General features: G+C 71.8%; 20 protein-coding genes. 16 read left to right on the top strand and 4 right to left on the bottom strand.

The genetic code is table 11. The annotated features are described in order from the left end of the window. The first annotated feature begins 147 nt into the window (after nt 1–147). The 13 genes from ETD85_RS24565 to ETD85_RS24625 all read left to right on the top strand — a co-directional run bounded on the left by ETD85_RS24565 (nt 148) and on the right by ETD85_RS24625 (nt 12,622). On the top strand, nt 148–1,170 hold the full coding sequence (locus ETD85_RS24565; protein WP_138692140.1) for a LacI family DNA-binding transcriptional regulator: 1,023 nt from the start codon (nt 148–150) through the stop codon (nt 1,168–1,170). A gap of 140 nt (nt 1,171–1,310) precedes the next feature. Beyond that, nucleotides 1,311–3,002, top strand: coding sequence for an ABC transporter substrate-binding protein (locus ETD85_RS24570; protein WP_138692141.1), 1,692 nt, complete (start codon nt 1,311–1,313; stop codon nt 3,000–3,002). A 4-nt stretch (nt 3,003–3,006) separates the two neighbouring features. Further along, a complete protein-coding gene (locus ETD85_RS24575) occupies nt 3,007–3,993 on the top strand; it encodes an ABC transporter permease (RefSeq protein WP_138692142.1) in 987 nt (328 codons plus the stop codon). 4 nt (nt 3,994–3,997) lie between these two features. Continuing rightward, nucleotides 3,998–4,870: an ABC transporter permease gene (locus ETD85_RS24580; protein WP_138692143.1), complete on the top strand. Its 873-nt coding sequence runs from the start codon at nt 3,998–4,000 to the stop codon at nt 4,868–4,870. Continuing rightward, complete coding sequence (locus ETD85_RS24585; RefSeq protein WP_138692144.1) at nt 4,867–5,907, top strand: ABC transporter ATP-binding protein; 1,041 nt, start codon at nt 4,867–4,869, stop codon at nt 5,905–5,907. The genes ETD85_RS24580 and ETD85_RS24585 overlap by 4 nt, the downstream gene beginning before the upstream one ends. A gap of 5 nt (nt 5,908–5,912) precedes the next feature. After that, nucleotides 5,913–6,800 carry an ABC transporter ATP-binding protein gene (locus ETD85_RS24590; protein WP_240779395.1) on the top strand — a complete coding sequence of 296 codons (888 nt, stop codon included), beginning with the start codon at nt 5,913–5,915 and terminating at the stop codon, nt 6,798–6,800. Between the two features lie 58 nt (nt 6,801–6,858). Next, complete coding sequence (locus tag ETD85_RS24595) at nt 6,859–7,821, top strand: acetylxylan esterase (RefSeq protein WP_138692146.1); 963 nt, start codon at nt 6,859–6,861, stop codon at nt 7,819–7,821. Nucleotides 7,822–7,925: 104 nt separating this feature from the next. Continuing rightward, nucleotides 7,926–8,189, top strand: coding sequence for a phosphoribosyl-ATP diphosphatase (locus tag ETD85_RS24600; RefSeq protein ID WP_020547470.1), 264 nt, complete (start codon nt 7,926–7,928; stop codon nt 8,187–8,189). Between the two features lie 64 nt (nt 8,190–8,253). Beyond that, entirely contained in the window at nt 8,254–9,099 is an 846-nt protein-coding gene (hisG, locus tag ETD85_RS24605; protein ID WP_138692147.1) for an ATP phosphoribosyltransferase, read from the top strand. A gap of 163 nt (nt 9,100–9,262) precedes the next feature. Next, on the top strand, nt 9,263–10,147 hold the full coding sequence (locus ETD85_RS24610; protein WP_138692148.1) for an ABC transporter ATP-binding protein: 885 nt from the start codon (nt 9,263–9,265) through the stop codon (nt 10,145–10,147). Beyond that, nucleotides 10,147–10,881, top strand: a complete 735-nt coding sequence (locus ETD85_RS24615) for an ABC transporter permease (RefSeq protein ID WP_138692149.1) — start codon at nt 10,147–10,149, stop codon at nt 10,879–10,881. Before ETD85_RS24610 ends, ETD85_RS24615 begins: the two co-directional genes overlap by 1 nt. Further along, on the top strand, nt 10,878–12,020 hold the full coding sequence (locus tag ETD85_RS24620) for a sensor histidine kinase (RefSeq protein ID WP_138692150.1): 1,143 nt from the start codon (nt 10,878–10,880) through the stop codon (nt 12,018–12,020). Before ETD85_RS24615 ends, ETD85_RS24620 begins: the two co-directional genes overlap by 4 nt. Next, the gene (locus ETD85_RS24625) at nt 12,017–12,622 is read left to right on the top strand and encodes a response regulator transcription factor (RefSeq protein WP_138692151.1); all 606 of its coding nucleotides are present in this window, start codon (nt 12,017–12,019) and stop codon (nt 12,620–12,622) included. The genes ETD85_RS24620 and ETD85_RS24625 overlap by 4 nt, the downstream gene beginning before the upstream one ends. 134 nt (nt 12,623–12,756) lie before the next feature. Here the strand turns inward: ETD85_RS24625 and ETD85_RS24630 are convergent, their stop codons facing one another. From ETD85_RS24630 to ETD85_RS24640, 3 genes are read right to left on the bottom strand one after another with little or no spacing between them, the layout of a single operon-like run. Further along, nucleotides 12,757–13,518, bottom strand: coding sequence for an endonuclease/exonuclease/phosphatase family protein (locus tag ETD85_RS24630; protein ID WP_138692152.1), 762 nt, complete (start codon nt 13,516–13,518; stop codon nt 12,757–12,759). Further along, nucleotides 13,515–14,840: an aminotransferase class V-fold PLP-dependent enzyme gene (locus ETD85_RS24635; RefSeq protein ID WP_138692153.1), complete on the bottom strand. Its 1,326-nt coding sequence runs from the start codon at nt 14,838–14,840 to the stop codon at nt 13,515–13,517. The genes ETD85_RS24630 and ETD85_RS24635 overlap by 4 nt, the downstream gene beginning before the upstream one ends. A gap of 56 nt (nt 14,841–14,896) precedes the next feature. Next, the gene (locus ETD85_RS24640; protein ID WP_240779392.1) at nt 14,897–15,922 is read right to left on the bottom strand and encodes an EAL domain-containing protein; all 1,026 of its coding nucleotides are present in this window, start codon (nt 15,920–15,922) and stop codon (nt 14,897–14,899) included. Between the two features lie 120 nt (nt 15,923–16,042). Here ETD85_RS24640 and ETD85_RS24645 point away from each other — a divergent pair, with 120 nt between their 5' ends. Next, nucleotides 16,043–16,696 carry an acVLRF1 family peptidyl-tRNA hydrolase gene (locus ETD85_RS24645; protein ID WP_138692154.1) on the top strand — a complete coding sequence of 218 codons (654 nt, stop codon included), beginning with the start codon at nt 16,043–16,045 and terminating at the stop codon, nt 16,694–16,696. 72 nt (nt 16,697–16,768) lie between these two features. Here the strand turns inward: ETD85_RS24645 and ETD85_RS24650 are convergent, their stop codons facing one another. Continuing rightward, the gene (locus tag ETD85_RS24650) at nt 16,769–17,596 is read right to left on the bottom strand and encodes an NmrA family NAD(P)-binding protein (RefSeq protein WP_138692155.1); all 828 of its coding nucleotides are present in this window, start codon (nt 17,594–17,596) and stop codon (nt 16,769–16,771) included. A gap of 85 nt (nt 17,597–17,681) precedes the next feature. On the opposite strand from ETD85_RS24650, the gene ETD85_RS24655 reads away from it, so the two are divergent. Beyond that, on the top strand, nt 17,682–18,269 hold the full coding sequence (locus tag ETD85_RS24655) for a TetR/AcrR family transcriptional regulator (RefSeq protein WP_138692156.1): 588 nt from the start codon (nt 17,682–17,684) through the stop codon (nt 18,267–18,269). Between the two features lie 190 nt (nt 18,270–18,459). Beyond that, entirely contained in the window at nt 18,460–19,479 is a 1,020-nt protein-coding gene (locus ETD85_RS24660) for a LacI family DNA-binding transcriptional regulator (protein WP_138692157.1), read from the top strand. Nucleotides 19,480–19,742: the final 263 nt, after the last annotated feature.

A 19,742-nucleotide genomic window follows, 5' to 3' on the forward strand; every position in this document is an offset into this window, starting at 1 on the left:
GGGTGGGAGTGCCGTTGTCAGGGGTGGTGTTGCGGGCCGGGCGAAAAGGCCAGGGGGCTTGCGTAGGGGGCATCTTTCATGTCACATGTCTTGTCGTAAACGAGCGTGTGCGGGTAAATGAACCGGTAAATCCCCAAGGACGGCCGCATGAAGCGACCCACGATCGACGACATCGCGCGCCGGGCAGGCGTCTCGAAGGGCGCGGTGTCCTTCGCCCTGAACGGCCGCCCCGGCGTCTCCAGCGAGACGCGCCGCCGGGTCCAGGCCATCGCCGCCGAGCTGGGCTGGCAGCCGAACAGCCTGGCGCGGGCCCTGTCCGACGGGCGCCCCGACGTGCTCGGCCTGGTGGTGGACCGGCCGGCGCGGACGCTGGGCCTGGAGCCGTTCTTCATGCAGCTGATCTCCGGCATCGAGGCCACGCTCTCGGAGGCGTCCGTCGGGCTGCTGCTGCAGATGACCGAGGACCACGAGGCCGAGATCGCGATCTACCGCAAATGGTGGGGGCAGCACCGGGTGGCCGGGGTGTTCGTCGTCGACCTGCGGGCCGCGGACGCCAGGATCGCCGCGCTGGAGGAGCTGCGCCTGCCCGCCGTGGTCATCGGCGGGCCGGAGGGGACGGGCGGGCTGCCCGCCGTCTGGAGCGACGACGCGGGCGCGATCGCCGTGGTGGTGGAGCACCTGGCCGAGCTGGGGCACCGCAGGATCGCCAGGGTCGCGGGCCCGCAGGAGCTCAGGCACACCGGCGTCAGGACCGACGCCATGAGCGAGACGGCCGCCCGGCTCGGCGTGCGCTGCCGCACCCTGTACACCGACTACAGCGGCGAGGGCGGCGAGCGGGCCACGCTCGCCTTCCTGGAGGCGGTCGGGCGGCCCACCGCCATCGTGTACGACAACGACGTGATGGCCGTCGCCGGCACCGCCGCCGCCCGCGAGGCGGGGTTCGCCGTCCCCGCCGAGCTGTCGATCGTGGCCTGGGACGACTCCGCCCTGTGCCTGCTGGCCAGGCCGCACCTGACGGCGGTGGGCCGGGACATCCCCGCGTTCGGCGCCCAGGCCGCCCGCTCGCTGCTCGACCTGGTGCAGGGGCGCCCGGTGGCGGACACCCAGCAGGCCCGGCCGCGGCTGGTCCTCAGGGACAGCACCGCCACCTGCCATGAATCGGTTCAGTAACTGAGCGGAAATCTCGCCGACCAGCCATTGCAACTAAACGGGTTTAGTGATGGCATGGCCGTCAATGGGAGCGCTCCCATCCGCCGTACTCCGGCTCCCGCGCAGGGCCGGCCTCCTGATCCCCCCACCTGGAGAAGCAGATGAGAGTCAAGCTCGTCGTGGCGGGCGTCGCGCTCGCCACGCTCGCCGCCTGTTCGGGCGGAGGCGTCCCGCTGACCGCCGGCAGCACCGCGCCCACCGCCCCCGCCTCGGGCGCCTCCGCCTCCAAGGCCGCCGGCGACACGATGGTGAACGTGGTCGGCGGGACCGGCCAGTTCAACGAGAACCTCAACCCTCTGGTCCAGGGCACCCCCAACCTGATGGGCACGTGGGGGATGATCTACGAGACGCTGATGTTCTTCAACCAGTCGAAGTCGGGCGACGTCCAGCCGCTGCTGGCCACCAAGTACGAGTTCGGCGACGAGGGCAAGTCGCTCACCTTCACCCTCCGCGAGGGCGTGAAGTGGAACGACGGGCAGCCGTTCACCGCCGACGACGTCGCCTTCAACTTCCTGTACCGCAGGGACAAGAAGGACCTGAACGCGGCCGGCACCAACATCGTGGACGCGCAGGTCCTGAGCCCCACCCAGGTGAAGATCACCTTCAGCGAGCGGATGTACACCAAGCTCTGGGACGTCGCCGGCAACTCGTACATGGTGCCCAAGCACGTCTGGGAGAAGATCGACAAGCCGAGCAAGGAGACCAACCTCAAGCCGGTCGGCACCGGGCCGTTCATGATGGGCGAGTTCACGCCGCAGAGCTACACGCTGGTCAAGAACCCCCAGCACTGGGACACCGGCAAGCCCAAGATCGCCGGACTGCGGTTCTGGTCGTTCAACAACAACGACGCCTCGCTGCAGGCCCTCGTCGCCGGGCAGATCGACTGGGGTGCGATGTTCATGGCCGACCCCGACAAGCAGTTCGTGGCCAAGGACCCCGCGCACAACACCTACAAGAACGAGTCCCACCTCTACATCACCAACCTGGTGCCGAACCTGACCAAGGCCCCCACGAACGACCTGGCCGTGCGCCAGGCGATCAACCTGGCGCTCGACCGGGACAAGATCATCGATCTGGCGTTCGCGGGGCTCGGCAAGCCGGTCAGCCCGCTGGGTGTGGTGCTCCCGCTCTTCCAGGACTACGTCTCGCCCAAGCACGCCGCGCTGAAGCTGGACTACAACCAGGAGAAGGCCCGCCAGACGCTGGAGGCGGCCGGCTACGCCAAGGACGGCGACGGCTACTACGCCAAGGACGGCAAGCGCGTCTCCCTCACCTGCCACCTGGTCAGCGGCTGGACCGACTACATCTCCGCCGCCCAGGTCATCAAGCAGCAGCTCAAGGAGGTCGGCATCGAGTTCAGGGCGAAGGAGGTCTCCTTCAACGCCTTCACCGACATCCAGCAGAAGGGCGACTTCCAGCTGCTGATGTGGAACGCGTGGGGCGGCCCGCACCCGTTCTACATGTACGACAACATCCTCAACAGCAAGAACGTCCCCCCGGCCCGCCAGAACATCGCCCGTTACAAGAACCCGGCCGTGGACGACGCGCTGGCGCTCATCGCCTCCACGCCGCCCGAGCAGGCGGACACGATCAAGCAGGCCATCTACACCATCCAGGACGCGGTCGTCGCCGACCTGCCCTACATCCCGGTGCAGCAGTCCAGCTCGCTGGCCGAGTTCAGGACCACCAACGCCACCGGCTGGCCCAGCGAGCAGAACCCGTACGCGCTCGGCCTGCCCTTCTCCCATCCGGACAACGGGATCGTCGCCAAGAACCTCGAGCCCGCGCAGTAGACACATGACATATCTCTGGCGCAAGCTCGGCTTCTACGCGGTGGCGCTGTGGGCGGCACTGACGATCAACTTCCTGATTCCGCGGTTGATCAGGGGCAACCCGGTCGACATCATCATGACGCGGTTCCAGTCCAGGCAGCCGCCGCCCCCGGAGTTCCGCAGGACCCTGGAGGTGATGTTCGGGGTCAGCGACGAGCCGCTGTGGCGGCAGTACCTGGCCTACCTGCGCCACCTGGTCACCGGGGACATGGGCACCTCGGTCACGTACTACCCGACGCCTGTCACCACCGTGATCGGCCAGGCGATGCCCTGGACGCTCGGCCTGGTCTCGATCTCGCTGCTGATCACGATCGGGCTGGGCGTGGGGCTCGGCATGGTGGCCGGCTGGCGGCGGGGGAGCTGGCTGGACGGGCTGATCCCGTCCACCACGTTCCTGGCCGCGATCCCGTACTTCTGGCTGGCCCTGCTCCTGCTGTTCTTCCTCGGGGGCGCGCTCGGCTGGTTCCCGCTCAACGGCGCCTACGACTACGCCCACGTACGCATGGGGTTCACCGGCGAGTTCGTCGGCAGCGTGCTCTACCACGGCGCGCTGCCCGCGCTGACGCTGGTGATCTCCGGCATCGCGGGATGGCTGCTGGGCATGCGCAACATGATGGTCTCGACCATGGCGGCCGACTACGTGGTCATGGCGCAGGCCAAGGGGCTGCGGCCGCGCCGGGTGATGATCGCCTACGCCGCCCGCAACGCCGTGCTGCCCAGCGTGACGGGGTTCGCGATCACGCTCGGCTTCTTCGTCGGCGGCCAGGTCGCCACCGAGGTGGTCTTCTCCTATCCCGGCGTGGGCTTCGCCCTGCTCCAGGCGGTCGGCAGCGCCGACTACCCGCTGATGCAGGGCATCTTCCTGATGATCTCGGTGGCCGTGCTGGCCGCCAACCTCCTGGTCGACCTGCTGTACGGGCTGATCGACCCCCGAGTGCGGAAGGCGGCCTGAGATCATGACCGCACTTGTGACCCTGGCCGCGCCCCGGGACCGCCTGCTCGGCCTGCCGAGGTCGGGCAAGCTCGTCACGGGCCTGGCGATCGTCGGCTTCTTCGCCGTGCTCGCCGTCGCCGGGCCGCTGCTGGCGGGCGATCCGGAGGCCCTCGTGGGCGGCCGGCTCGACCCGCCGTCGGCCGGGCTGTGGCTCGGCTCCACCGACACCGGGCAGAGCGTGCTGGCCCAGCTCCTGACCGCCACGCGCGGGTCGATGCTGATCGGCGTGGTCGCCGGGGTGCTGGCCACGGCCGCCTCGCTGGTCGTCGGCGTGGTGGGCGGCTACGTCGGCGGCTGGCTGGACGAGGCGTTCTCGCTGCTCAGCAACGTCACCTTGGTGATCCCCACGCTGCCGCTGCTGATCCTGGTCGCCGACTACGTCGAGGACAGCGGCCCGTTCACGTACGCGCTGATCATCTCGGTGATCAGCTGGGCGGGCCCGTCGCGGGTGATCCGCGCGCAGGTGATGTCGCTGCGCAGCCGCGACTACGTGGACGCGGCCCGGGTGAGCGGCGAGCCGGGCTGGCGGATCATGGTCTTCCAGATCCTGCCGAACCTGACCCCGGTCATCGCCGCCGGGTTCGTCTGGGCGGTGATCGGCGCCGTCCTCACCGAGTCCGGGCTGTCCGCGCTCGGCCTGGGCGGCGGCTCGGTCGCCTCCTGGGGCGGGATGCTCTACTTCGCCCAGAACGGCTCCGCGCTGTCGATGGGCGCCTGGTGGTGGTTCGTGCCGCCGGGGCTGTTCATCGCCGCGCTCGGCACCGGGCTCTCCCTGATCAACTTCAGCATCGACGAGCTGATGAACCCGCGACTGCGAAAGGGGGCCGCCGCGTGAGCGACCCCGTCCTGTCCGTACGCGGACTGAGCGTGGCCTACGGAGCGACCCGCGCGGTCCGCGACGTCAGCTTCGAGCTGGGCCGCGGCCAGGTGCTCGGCATCGCCGGCGAGAGCGGCTGCGGCAAGTCGACGCTGGCGTACGCGATCAACCGGCTGCTGCAGCCGCCCGGCCGCACCACCGCGGGCGAGGTCGTCTTCCACCCGGCGGACGGCGCCCCGATCGACGTCCTCGCCCTGGAGGGCGAGGCGCTGCGGCGCTTTCGCTGGCGGCGGGTGGCGATGGTCTTCCAGAGCGCCATGAACGCGCTCAACCCCGTGCTGAGCGTGCGCCGCCAGCTCCACGACGTGTTCACCACCCACGAGCCGTCGATGTCGAGGCGCGAGCGGGAGGAGCGCTGCCGCGAGCTGCTCGACCTGGTCGGCATCGATCCGGGGCGCATCGGGGCCTATCCGCACGAGCTGTCCGGCGGCATGCGGCAGCGGGTGCTGATCGCGATGGCGATGGCGCTCAACCCCGACGTGGTCGTCCTGGACGAGCCGACCACGGCACTGGACGTGGTGGTGCAGCGCGACATCCTGGAGGAGATCGACCGGCTGCGGGAGAGGTTCGGCTTCGCGGTCGTCTTCATCACCCACGACCTGTCGATGCTGCTGGAGGTCAGCGACCACCTCGCCATCATGTACGGCGGCCGCATCGTCGAGTACGGCACCAGCAGGGACACCCTGCTGAACCCCCGCCACCCCTACACGGTCGGCCTGCTCAGCTCCTTCCCGCGCCTGCGCGGCGAGCGCCAGGCCCTGCACGGCATCCCCGGCAGCCCGCCCGACCTGTCCGAGGAGCCGGCGGGCTGCTCGTTCGCGCCCCGCTGCCCCTACGCGTTCGAGGGCTGCCACACCCACGAGCCCGAGCTCGACGCCATCCAGGGCTCCCTGGTGGCCTGCCTGCAGTACGACCGCAGGCTGCACCCGGCCCGCCCCGACCGGCGCCTGCTGGAGCGGCGCTTCGAACCCGCCGAGCACGAGGTGACCCCGTGACGTCGATGACCGTCAGCCACCTGAGCAAGACCTTCAAGCTGTCCAGGAAGGAGCGGCTCAAGGCGGTCGACGACGTCTCCTTCGAGCTGAGCTCCGGCGCGACCACGGCGCTGGTGGGGGAGAGCGGCAGCGGCAAGTCCACGATCGCGCGCATGCTGGCCAGGCTCGTCAAGCCCACCTCCGGCGAGATCCGGCTGGCGACCTCGGACTACCGCAAGGACGTCCAGATGGTCTTCCAGGACCCGTTCGCGTCGCTCAACCCGGCCCACACGATCGGCTACTGCCTGCGCCGCCCGCTGGAGATCCACCGGCAACCGGGCACGGCCGAGGAGCTGCTGGAGCGGGTGAACCTGCCGGCCGCCTACGCCCGCAGGTATCCGCACGAGCTGTCCGGCGGCCAGCGGCAGCGGGTGGCGATCGCCAGGGCGCTGGCGCCGCGTCCCAAGGTGCTGCTGGCCGACGAGCCGGTCTCGATGCTGGACGTGTCGATCAGGCTGGAGATACTCAACCTGATCGACCGGCTCAAGCGGGAGGAGGACCTGGCCGTCCTCTATGTCACCCACGACCTGGCCACCGCCCGGCACTTCGCCCGCGACATCATGGTCATGTACCGGGGGCAGATCGTCGAGAGCGGCCCGGCCGACGACGTCATCCTCACGCCCGGGCACCCGTACACCCGGCTGCTCGCCGAGGCCGCCCCCGACCCCTGGGCGGCGCACGAAGGCGAGCGCGAGCCCCGCCAGGAGCGCAGGACCGGGCCGCCGGTGGCGGACGGGTGCCTGTTCCGCGCGCGCTGCCCGTACGCCGTGGACGCGTGCGCGAACGAGATCGCCGTCCACGGCGAGGAGCACCGCGTCCGGTGCGTGCTGCGGGAAAGCGAGCCGGCCGGCTGATGGAGCGCCAGAATTGTCCTGTCTGATCCTTGATCGCCCCGCCTGACAAGGAGCGCCCGTGTTCGTCGACATGCCACTCCCGCAACTGCGCGAGTATCTCCCCGACCGCGCCGAACCCGCCGACTTCGACGGCTTCTGGGACCGTACGCTCGCCGAGGCCCGGGACCATGACCTGGTCCCGGTCTTCGCCTCCGTGCCCTCCGAGGTGAGCACCGCCGACGTGTACGACGTCACCTTCGCCGGGTTCGGCGGCCACCCGATCAAGGGCTGGCTGCTCGTCCCGCGCCACGTCGCCGGGCCGGTGCCGTGCGTGGTCGAGTACCAGGGCTACGGCGGCGGGCGCGGGCTGCCCATCGACTGGCTGCTGTGGCCGAGCGTCGGCTACGCCGTGTTCGTCATGGACAGCAGGGGCCAGGGCGCCGGCGGCTGGCGGCGCGGCGACACCGCCGACCCGTTCCCCGGCACCGGGCCGCAGACGCCCGGCGTCATGACCAGCGGCATCCACGACCCGGACGCGTACTACTACCGGCGGCTCTACACCGACGCCGTGCGCGCGGTCGAGGCCGCCAGGTCGCACCCCAGGGTCAGCGCGGTCGCGGTCGCGGGCGCCAGCCAGGGCGGCGCCATCGCGCTGGCCGTCTCGGCGCTGGCGCCCGGCCTGGCCTGCGCGCTCATCGACGTGCCGTTCATGTGCCACATCAGGCACGCCACCGAGATCACCGGCGAGCATCCCTACGCCGAGCTGGCCGCCTACTGCCGGGCGTTCAAGGATCAGGTGGAGCACGTCTTCGGCACGCTGGCCTACTTCGACGGCGTGAACTTCGCCGCCCGCGCCTCCACGCCCGCGCTGTTCTCGGCCGGGCTGCAGGACGGGATCACCCCGCCGTCCACGGTGTTCGCGGCCTACAACCACTACGCGGGCGAGAAGGACATCCGGGTCTACCCGTACAACGGGCACGAGGGCGGCGAGTCCGCCCACACCATGGAGAAGATCGTCAGAGCCCGTAAGTCGCTGGGCTGAAACTTGCCGGGATGGCGCCGTCTCGCGTGGCGGACGCGAGGCGGCGCCACTCTCTCGCGCAGACTAGGCTTAACAGGCACGTCAGCCGACCGACGAGAGAGACCATGAAGACCTTCGAAGAGCTGTTCGCCGAGCTGTCAGAGAAGGCCCGGACCAGGCCCGCGGGCTCGGGCACCGTGGCCGCGCTCGACGCCGGCGTCCATGCCATCGGCAAGAAGGTCGTCGAGGAGGCCGCCGAGAGCTGGATGGCGGCCGAGCACGAGTCAGACGACAGGGCCGCCGAGGAGATCTCTCAGCTCCTCTATCACGTGCAGGTGCTCATGATCGCCAAGGGCATCGGGCTCGACCAGGTCTACAAGCATCTCTAGGGCGCCGCGCGCCCGCCATCGCCAGCCCTGGAGAAGCGACAGCGAGACAAAAGAAGGACCTGACATGCTGCGTCTGGCAGTACCCAACAAGGGCGCGCTCAGCGAAGCCGCCCAGCACATGCTCAAAGAGGCGGGCTACCGCTCGCGCAGGGACAGCAAGGAGCTCGTCGTCGTCGACGAGGACAACGGCTGCGAGCTGTTCTTCCTGCGCCCCCGCGACATCGCCGTCTACGTCGGTGAGGGCACACTCGACGTCGGCATCACCGGCAGGGACATGCTGATCGACTCCGGCGCGCCGGTCGAGGAGATCATGCCGCTCGGCTTCGGCGGCTCCACCTTCCGGCTGGCCGCCCTGGCGGGCACGATGTCGTCGGTCAAGGACCTCGACGGCCAGCGGATCGCCACCTCCTACGCGGGCCTGCTCGACAAATACCTGTCCGACCAGGGCGTCGACGCCCGGGTGATCAAGCTGGACGGCGCCGTCGAGACCGCCATCAGGCTCGGCGTGGCCGACGCGGTCGCCGACGTGGTGGAGACCGGCACGACGCTGCGCAACGTCGGCCTGGAGGTGTTCGGCGAGCCGATCATGCGATCGGAGGCGGTGCTGATCAAGCGGCAGAGCACGCCGGAGACGCCCGGCGCCGGCCAGCTCGTACGCCGCATCCAGGGCGTCGTGCACGCCCGCGACTTCGTCATGATGGACTACGACATCCGCGCCGAGCGCATCGAGGAGGCCATCGCGCTCACGCCCGGCATGGAGGGCCCCACGGTCTCGCCGCTGCACCGCGAGGGCTGGGTGGCGGTGCGCGCCATGGTCCGGCGCAAGGGCCACCAGCAGGTGATGGACCAGCTCTGGGACATCGGCGCACGAGCCATCCTGGTCACCGACATCTACGCCTGCCGCCTCTGACCTCCGCCCGCCAGGGCCGTGCGCAAGCCGGGCCTGGCGGGCAGGTCACAGCCGTGCGTGCCGAACCGGCCGCCTGGTGAGCCGGAGGGCCTGACAAATGTCACGGCCAACCCCGGAAGGAACGCACTGACCGCGCGAGATCCGCGGCCATAGCGTCTTCGCCATGAACGCCATCGTGTTCGACAACGTCAGCAAGCACTACGGGGACGTGCTCGCCGTCGACGACCTCTCGCTCGCCATCGAGCCGGGCAAGACCGTGGCACTCCTGGGCCCCAACGGGGCCGGCAAGTCCACCTCCATCAACCTGCTGCTCGGCCTGCTCGCGCCCACACACGGCACGGTCTCCATCCACGGCCGCAACCCCGCCCAGGCCGTCAGGGACGGCGAGCTGGGCGCCATGCTCCAGGACGGCGCGCTCCTTCCCGAGCTGTCGGTCAAGGAGCTCGTCGAGCTCGTGCGCCGGCTCTACCCCGACCCGCTCGGCCTGGACGAGGTGCTCCAGCTCGCCGACCTGACCGGCCTGGCCGACCGGCGGGCGGGCCGGCTGTCCGGCGGGCAGGCCCAGCGGGTCAGGTTCGCACTGGCCGTGGCGGGCGCCCCCAGGATCCTGCTGCTGGACGAGCCGACCGCGGCCATGGACGTGGAGTCCAGGCTGCGCTTCTGGGCCGGCATGCACGACTACGCGGCGGGCGGCAGGACCGTGCTGTTCGCCACCCACTACCTGGAGGAGGCCGACGAGCACTCCGACCGGGTGATCGTCATCGCCAGGGGCAAGGTGGCGGCCGACGGCACCGCCGCCGAGATCAAGGCGGGCGCCGGCGGGCAGGCCGTCCGCTTCGTGATCGGCGAGCAGCCCACCGCCGGGCTCGACACGCTCCCGGGCGTCAGCGCCGTCGAGGTCGGCGCGGGCGTCGCCACGCTGCACACCTCCGACGTGGACGCCACCCTCGCCGGGCTCTACCGGGGCACCACACTCGACGTGCGCGACGTGCGCCTGTCCGGCGCCGACCTCGAAGCCGCCTTCCTCGCGATCACCAGGGAGTCCTGATGCTCTACTACGGCCGGACCGAGGCCCTGCGCATGCTGCGCAACCGGCGCTACCTCATCTTCGTGGTGGTCTTCCCGGTCGTCCTCTACCTGATCAACGCCAACATCTACGGCAAGCAGGTCGACGAGGCCGGGGTCAGCTACAGCGTCGGGCTGATGGTGTCGATGGCCGCCTACGGCGCGCTCGCTTCGTCCATGATGAGCTCCGCCGTGCCCTGGGCCACGGAACGCCAGTCCGGCTGGCTGCGCCAGCTCCAGATCACCCCGCTGCCCAACTGGGCGATCATCGTCACCAAGCTGGCCGCCGCCATGGTGCTCGTGCTGCCCTCGCTGCTGCTGGTCAGCCTGGTCGCGATCGTGCAGCAGGGCGTGTCGCTGCCGCCGGGCCGGTGGGCGCTGCTGCTGCTCATCCTGTGGCTCGGCACCGTCCCCTTCGTGGCGCTCGGCCTGGCGATCGGGTCGGTGCTGTCGGCCGACGCCGCCCAGCCCGCGGCCATGATCTGCATGTTCGCGCTGGCGCTGGCCGGCGGCCTGTGGTTCCCGCCCGAGATCTTCGGCGCCACCATGAGGACCATCGCCGGCCTGACCCCCACCTTCCACTACGCCGCGCTCGGCTGGAGCGTGGTCGGCGGCCACGGCCTGCCCGTGACGGACCTCCTCGTCCTCGCCGGGTGGGCGCTCGGCCTCGGGGGCGTGGCGGTCTACCTCTACCGGCGGGCTACTGTTCGGGCATGAGCTTCGCGGACCGGATCAGCTTCGGCGGGGACGGGGACAAGCCGTCGCCCGTGCGGCGGCTGCTCGGCATCTCCGTCGGGCTCGTCTACCTCGTCTTCCCCGTCACGGACCTCGTGACGGGCGTGGTCACGGGGGCGCGGGCGCTCTGGGCGGGCGTGCTGCTCCTCGTCTTCGTCTGCTGCTACCTGCTCACGGTGCTGAGCGCGAAGAGCTTCCTGACACGGAACCCCTTGACCTATCCGCTGCTCGGGCTCACCACCGTGCTCGGCGTGACCGGCGCCCTGGTCTTCGGCGGCTCCTGGCTCAGCCTGCCCGTCTACACCGTCGTCCTGTACGGGTTCATGCTGCCGCCGATCCTCGCCCTGTGGGCCATGCTCGCCAGCCTGGCCGTCGTCATCGGCGGCGGCGTCATCAACGACAGCGGGCTCGAAGGCGTCATCGTGCTGGGACTCCAGGTGGTGACGCTGGGCGTGCTGTTCATCAGCATCCGCAACAGCCGGGTGCTCAACGTCAAGCTCCGCCTGGCCCAGGACGAGGTGGCCAGGCTGGCCGCGACGGAAGAGCGGCTGCGCATCGCCCGCGACCTGCACGACCTGCTGGGCCACAGCCTGTCGCTGATCGTGCTCAAGAGCGAGCTGGCCGGGCGGCTGGCCGAGGCGTCGCCGCAGGCCCGCAAGGAGATGGAGGACGTCGAGACCGTGGCCAGGAAGGCGCTGACCGAGGTGCGGGAGGCGGTCACCGGCTGGCGCCGGCGCAGCCTGCCGGAGGAGATCGACAGCGCCAGGGCCGTGCTGCGCGCGGCGGGCGTGCGCGAGCAGGTGCGCATCTCGGGGACGCCGCTGCCCGACCCGCTCGACGGGCTGTTCGGGTGGGCGGTGCGCGAGGGCACCACGAACGTGGTGCGGCACGCGCGCGCCACGACCTGCGAGATCAAGGTGACGTACGACGGGGGGCAGGCCGTGCTGGAGATCGTGGACGACGGCACGGGCGGCGGCGAGCCGTACGCGCGGGGCAGCGGGCTGCGCGGTCTCGGCGAGCGGGTGGCGGACGCGGGCGGCACGATGACGGCCGGCCCCCGGCCCGGCGGCGGCCACCGGCTCAGCCTGCTCGTCCCGGCCAGGGCGGAGGCGTGCGCATGATCCGGGTGCTGCTGGCGGAGGACCAGGGCATGGTACGCGGCGCTCTGGCCTCCCTGCTGGGCCTGGAGCCCGACATCGAGGTCGTCGGCGAGGCCGCGGACGGCGAGGAGGCGATCGCCGTCGCCGCCGAGGTGCGGCCCGACATCGCGCTGCTCGACATCGAGATGCCGGGGACGGACGGGCTCAGCGCCGCGGCCGGGATCACCGCCCGGGTGGCGGGATGCCGGGTGATGATCCTGACCACGTTCGGCCGGCCCGGCTACCTGCGCACGGCGATGGAGGCCGGGGCCATGGCGTTCCTGGTCAAGGACAGCCCGGCCAGGGAGCTGGCGGCGGCCATCCGGCGGGTGCACGCGGGGGAGCGGGTCATCGACCCCGCGCTGGCCGCGGCGGCGCTCAGCGCCGGGCCCAACCCGCTGTCGGCGCGCGAGCGCGACGTGCTGGCGGCCGCGGCGGACGGCTCGACCATCGGTGACATCGCCCGGCGGCGGCACCTGTCGGAGGGGACCGTGCGCAACTACCTGTCGTCGGCCATCCAGAAGACACACGCCCGCAACCGCATCGAGGCCGTGCAGCGGGCCAGGGCGCAGGGCTGGCTCTGACCGTGGGTCGGCGGTAGTGCGGGGCTGGCTCTGTCTCGGGGTCCGTAGTGCGGGGCCGGCTCTGTCTCGGGGTCTGTAGAACGGGGCTTGCTCTGAGCCGGGGTCCGTAGTGCGGGGCCGGCTCTGAGCAGGGGTCAGTAGCGCAGCTCGGCCAGCACGGCGTAGTGGTCGGAGGCCGGTTGCGGGCCGTCGCCCACCACCTCGCAGCGCACCGGGTGGCCCGCGCCCCCGGCCCGCGGCCAGGCGCTGAGGACGTAGTCGAAGCGGCGGTCGGGATAGAGCCCCGGGCGCGCCCACGGGTTGGCGTTGCTCCACGTGTGGCCGGGCCCGCCGTCGCCGGCCACCTCCCAGGAGTCGTAGAACACCACCCCCGGCGTGCCGGGAGCGCTGCGCCCGGTCAGCATCCTGATCTCGTCGCTGTCCGGCGGCGCGTTGAAGTCGCCGCACACCACCGCGGGATGCCGGCGCCCGGCCACCTCGCCCACGAACGCGGTGAGCGCCCGCACCTGCGCCTGCCGCACCTCCGACTCGTCCAGCCGGAACGAGCCGATGATCACGCTGAACACCTGTAACGGCCCGCGCGGCCCGGCCAGCTCGCAGAACAGCACACTGCCCGGCATGGCGCCGCCCGCCAGGTGCCGCTCCTCGCGCCGGGTGATCGGCCAGCGCGACAGCACCGCGCACGGCAGAGCGCCCGAGCCCGCGGCGGAGTGCTCGTAGCCGAGGGACTGGCCGGCCCACTCCTGCAGCGTGACCACGTCGGGGGACAGCTCACGCACCACCTTCTCGATCTGCCGCGTGCGCTCGGCGTGCGGGCCGTACTCGCCCCACACGTTCCAGGTCAGCAGGCGCACGCGGGTGTCGATCAGCGGCCCGTACGGCTCCGTCCAGCTCATCGCAGCCCCTCCACCGCCTTGATCGCCTGATCCACCTGCTCGGGGGTCGTCACGATACTGGTGCCGAAGCGCAGGAGCGAGGGGTTGTAGGGGGTCGTGCTCGCGACGACCTTCTGGGCGTGCAGCCGCTGCACCGCCTCGAACGGCTGCATCCCCTCGATCGAGCAGCACACCAGCCCGGCCGACAGCTCCGGCGCCCGCGGCGTGGCCAGCGTGACGTGCGGGATCCCGGCCAGCCCCGCCTTGAGCCTGGTGGCCAGCTCCTGCGTGCGCCGCTGGACGCGGTCCTTGCCGATCGCCGTCATGAACCCGAACGCCTCGGCCATCGCCCACCGGTGCTCGAACGCCTTGAACCCGCCGGGCGTGACCAGCTCGGCCGTGCTCGCCGGATCGCCGCCCTCCTGCCAGGCGGTGAACGAGGCCTCGCTGAAACTGGCGATGACCGGCGCGACCGCGTCCCAGGCCCGCCCCCAGACGATGCCGGTGCCGCGCGGGCCGAACAGCCACTTGTGCGTCCCGCTGGCCAGGAAGTCGCAGCCCAGGTCCGCCACGCCGTCGGCCAGCGCGCCGAACCCGTGCACGCCGTCCACGCACAGCAGCGCCCTGTCCCGCTCGTCCCGGTCCTTGTTCGCCTCGGCCAGCAGGTCGGCGATGGCGCGGACGGGCACGCGCACGCCGGTGCTGGAGTGGACCCAGGTGATCGCGACCACCCGCGTGCGGGGGCCGAGCCCGGCCTTGACGGCGGCGACCATCCGGTCGGCCGAGGCCGTGGCCGGATCGTCGTACAGCCTGACCTTGCGCACCTTCGCCCCCGTGCGCCCGGCCAGCAGCCGCAGCCCCTCGTGGGTGGCCAGGAAGTCGTGCTCGGTGGTCAGCACGTCCTGGCCGGGGCGCAGCCGGATGCCGGAGTAGAGCAGGCCGAGGCCCATCGTGGTGCTGTCGGTGAGCGCGATGTCGCCCGCCTCGGCGCCCAGGTAGCGGGCCGCGGCCTCGCGTACGGTCTGGTCGGGGGACTGCGCGCCCTTCGGGGTGTACTCCGGGTCGGCGTCGAGGGCGTCGCGGTGGGTCCTGATCACGGCGCGCACCGGCGCCGGGGCGGGCGCCAGCACGAAGGCCGCGAACTGCGCGTAGGCGGGGTCCATCGCGAACTGGGCGCGCACGGAGCCCCAGTCCGCCGGGTCGAAGGCCGGGCCCGCGCCGGTCCCCGTGGGAGCGGCGGGAGTGGCCGGGGCGGTGGTGCACGCGGACGCGCCGGCCAGCACGCCGCCCGCGCCGAGCAGCGTCTTTCCGATCAGGGCACGTCTGTTCAGCGGCCGGTCCATGGCACATTCCTATCCCGGCCGCCCTGCCCCCGCCCAGCATCGCCCGCGAGTCGTTATCAGCTTCTGATCGACGTCACCTGTCTGATCAGGTCGGAGACGCGCACGATGCCGAGGCAGCGGTTCAGCTCGTCGGTCACCACCAGGTCGTCGTAGACGCGGGCCGCGTCCCGGCCGGCCGCCTGCATGGCGGCGATGGCCGGGGTCGTCCGCGGGACCGTGCGCGGCGGGTCCGCCAGCCGTTGCGCCGGCTTGGCGCCGTGGAGCGCGTGGCCGTAGCGGGCCGCGAACGACAGCAGGAACCTGCTGCGGTCCAGGCTGCCCTTCGGCCGCTGGAACTCATCCACCAGGATCACGCTGGTGATCGTCGGCTCGTGCCCGAACGCCGCGACCACCTCCTCCGCCTTCGCCTCGGCCGGCAGCGTCACCGCGGGCAGCAGCAGCTCCTGCACGCGGGGGCCGAACATGACCGTCTCCGGCGACTCGTCGGCGACCGGGAGCGGCACCCGGACCTTGCCGTCGGGTCCAGGGGCCACCAAAGGGCCGTGCGCGAGGCGTACGCCGAGGCCGCGGATGACCGCGAGCTGCGGCTCGCGCTCGACGCCCGGGGCCAGCACGTGCGCGCCGATGCCGCGCGCCAGCGTCGCCACCGAGCGCGCCACCGCGACCGCGCGGTGGTCGCCGGGGATGCGCGAGACCAGCTCCGGATCGAGGGCCAGCAGGTACGGTGCCGCCTCCGTGACCAGGTCCAGCGACGCACCGCCGGAGCCCACGTCCGCGAAGCCGAGCAGGTAGCCGATCGTGCGCAGGCCGTCGATCCCCACCTTGAGCAGCCGCCGGTCCTGCTCCTGGCAGGGGCCGGTGAGCAGCAGGATCGCCTCGCGCGGATGCCGTCCGGCCCGCCTGAGCGCCTCGTGCAGGGGCGCCAGCGCCCCAGCGCCCGACAGCACCACCCGGATGGGCAGCTCCAGCACCATGGGCAGCGGAGTGGCCCGGAGCGTGCCGGTGGAGTCGACGACGGCCGGGTGCGCGATCACGGCACCGGTGTCGAGATCCACCATGGGGCTGGTGAGCAGGGAGGACACGTACAGATGGTGCTCCCGTCACGGCGGTCCCAGAAGCCCCGCGAAACAGAATTAACCGACATTTCCGCTTCGGTTCCCCGCCTGCTGGGGCGGGGACGGCATTCGGCTAGCCTTCGGGGCATGAGCGCGCGTCCGGCAAAAGGCGGCGGCCGGTGGGTCACGGTGCCGCCGGAGCGCGTGCATCCGTGGATCGACGGGTTCGCCGGGCGGCACGGCCCCTTCTCCGCGTCGGGCGACGAGCGCGTCGTGCGCCTGGTGGCCGAGGACGGGGCGCTGGCCGAGCTGCACGTGCCCTTCCCGCCCATGCGGCCGGGGCCGCCGCACGTCACCCGGCTCGTCTCCCACGCGCGGGCCGAGCGGCGGGTGGGGGTCTTCCTGGTGCGGCTCGGCGGCTACGCGGCGGGGGTGTTCCACGGGCCGGTGCTGGTGGCGTCCAAGGTCGGGTCGCGGCTGGTGCAGGGGCGCACGGCGGCGGGCGGGTGGTCGCAGCAGCGCTTCGCCAGGCGGCGCCAGAACCAGGCGGCCCAGGTCTTCGACGACGCGGTGGAGACGGCGGTGCGGGTGCTGTCGCCGCACCTGGGGGAGCTGGACGGGGTGGTGCTGGGCGGGGACCGCCGGGCGGTGGACGCCCTGCGGCCGGATCGGCGGCTCGCGCCCCTGCTCGCGCTGGAGACCGAGCCGTTCGTGGTGGTGCCGGACCCGCGGCTGGCCGTGCTGCGCGACACCCCGGCCACGTTCCGCGCGGTCCGCGTGCGGGTGGTGGATCCGGAGTGAGGGCGGGGCCGCGCTCGCGGGGCCGGGCTGATTGGGGTGCCGGGCTGACCGGCGTGCCGGGCGGGTGAGGGGCTAGGAGGTCCGGCCGAAGGCGTCCTTGTGGTCGGCGAGGAAGGCGGACAGCGGGCGGGGCGGGCGTCCCGTCAGGTCCTCGACCGCCGTCGTGGTCGTCGCCCACCGGCCGTCGCCCGTCTCGGCCATCAGCTCGGCCAGGTCGCCGGCCTGCGGCTGCGGGACGCCCTGCCGCTCCAGGTGCGCGGTCATCTCGGGGACGGACAGGTTCACGTACCGGACCGCGCGGCCGGTCGCGGCGCTGATCTCGGCGGCGATCCGGTCATGGGACAGCGACTCGGGCCCGGTGAGCACATGGTCGCCCGAGGCCGCCACCGGACCTGTCAGCAGCGCCGCCGCCACCTCGGCGATGTCGCGGGTGTCGATGTAGTTGACCGCCTCGGGGCCGTACGAGCCGTAGAAGCGGCCGTCCCGCACCTCGTGCGGCAGGTTCTGCATGAAGCCGGTCGGCTGGAGGATGGCGTACGGCAGGCCCGACTTCCTGAGGTGGGCGTCGACCTCCCCGTGCATGCCGCCGCCCAGCTTCGCGCCCGGTACGGCGCCCCGTACCGACACCGCCACCACCTGCGCCACACCCGCCCGGGCGGCCAGGTCGATCACCGCGCGGTGGGCGTCGACGAAGCCGGGCCAGAGCGAGCTGTTGAGGAAGAGGCGATCGCCCGGCGACAGCAGCCTGCCGATCGTCCCGGGCTCGTCGAAATCGGCCAGCGCCTGCTGGCCGCCCAGATCGGCGACGGGGCGCCGGACCACGGCGCGCACGTCGTGCCCGCTCAGCCGCCCCACGAGCGCACGTCCGATGGAGCCGGTGGCACCGGTTACCACGATCATCGTCATCCTCCTAAGTGGAACATCAGATTCCGCTTGCGTGGACGCTACACTAACCGGAATCAGGTCGTCCACTTGGGAGTCGTACGTGCGCGCTGATGCCAGGCGGAATCTGGACAAGATCGTCGTCGCGGCCGCCGAGGTGGTGTCCGAGCGCGGCGTCAACGCGCCGATGGAGGCCATCGCCAAACGCGCGGGCGTCGGCGTCGGCACGCTCTACCGCCGCTTCCCCGACCGGCACGCGCTGATCGCGGCCGTCGGCGACCACTACATCCACACGATGGCCGGCGCGCTCGACCGGGCCGCGAGCGTCGCCCCCGACGCCTGGAGCGCGATCTGGGACTTCGTCTCCTGGGCCGCGGAGCCGGGCCGCGCCGCGCTGGCCACGGCGCTGGCCGAGCTGCCGGAGGAGTCGTACGTGGAGCGGGCCGAGTTCGCGCGGATGCGGGCGCAGTGGGTGGAGCGGTTCGACGGGCTCGTCCGCCGGGCCCAGACCGAGGGCTCGATGCGGGCCGACGTCGGCGTCGAGGACCTGGTCCACCTGCTCAACGTCTTCACCTGTCACCCCGACCACCTGCCGGAGCCGGTGGCGGCGCAGCCCGCCCGATATCTGCGCCTGATGCTCGACGGCATGAAGGCGGGCGCCGCGACGCCACCGGCCGATGGCCCAGCGTGACCGTTTCGTGTGGTTGAGACGATTCAAAAGAATCTTGAATGCCGCTATGCTGAGCGAGTTCACGGTGCAGCCGCTTTCGGCGGTCCACCGCAGACGGCGCTTTCCCGCACCCGCGAGGTGCGGCCGCGTCCAGCGGATCACCGAAAGCAGCGGATCATGCACTTACAGCAGCACGGCCTCGTGAGGATCGATGGCGACCAGGAACATCAAGGAGGTCGCGCAGCTGGCGCGCGTCTCTGTGGGCACGGTGAGCAATGTGCTCAACCGCCCGGAGATCGTGTCCCCCGCCACACGCGAACGCGTCTTCGAAGCGATCAAAAAACTGGGCTTCGTCCGCAATGAGGTGGCTCGCCACCTGCGGGTCGGGCGCAGCCGGACCGTCGGGCTCGTCGTGCTCGACGTGGCCAACCCCTTCTTCGTGGACGTGGCCCAGGGCGCCGAGTCGGTCGCCGACGACCACGACACGATGGTGGTGCTCTGCAACAGCGCCGGTGATCCCGGCCGCGAGCGCCGCCACCTCGACCAGCTCGAACAGCAGCGGGTCATGGGCATACTGATCACCCCTGTCGAGATGGAGAGCCCCTGGCTGGAGGAGCTCGTCGCCCGCGGCACGCCCGTGGTGCTGGTCGACAGCCCGGCCACGGGGCTGCAGTGCTCGGTGGCCGTCGACGACCGGCTCGGCGGCCAGATCGCCGGGGCCCACCTGATCGAGCGCGGGCATCGGCGGATCATGTTCGCCGGCGGGCCGCCGGCGATCAAACAGGTGGCCGACCGGCACGCGGGCGTCGTCAGCGCCGTCGCCGCCGCCGGCGGCGCCGTCGAGCTGCTCACCTCCACCGCGCCGACGCTCACCGTGGCGGAGGGGCGGGCGATCGGGGAGCGGGTGGCGGCCCTGCCGCCCGAGGACCGGCCCACCGCCGCCTTCTGCGCCAACGACATGATGGCGCTGGGGTTCTTACAGGCGATGGCCACGCACGGGCTGCGGGTGCCCGAGGATCTGGCCATCATCGGGTACGACGACATCGACTTCGCCGCGGCGGCCGCCGTGCCGCTGTCGTCCATCAGGCAGCCGCGTGAGCTGCTCGGGCGAACGGCCATCGACCTGCTGCTGGAAGAGGTCGCCGAGCCTGAGCAGCATCGGCATCGGCAGGTCATCTTCCAGCCTGACCTGGTGATCCGGGAGTCCAGCGCACCGCGCCGGGACCTCTGACCACCGAGGTCCGAGCTTCCTGTTCTTTTCCCGGGGACTCGACTTTGGGCTTTCCGTCGTTTTCCGGTTTTTTCCGGCTTTCCGCTACTCGGGGTGTCACGCGCCGCCGGTCTGTGCCGGTCTCGGCGGGCGGATGTGCTGGTCGTCGTACGCGTTGCGCCGGGCCCCGCCGTACGCCTCCCCGCCGACGCGGCGCGCCAAGCGGGATGCGTGATCCGCGATGCGCGATCCCGTGATCCGGGATGCCGCGATCCGGGGTGCGC

The sequence above is a fragment of the Nonomuraea zeae genome, from assembly GCF_005889725.1.
Classification (GTDB): Bacteria; Actinomycetota; Actinomycetes; order Streptosporangiales; family Streptosporangiaceae; genus Nonomuraea; species Nonomuraea zeae.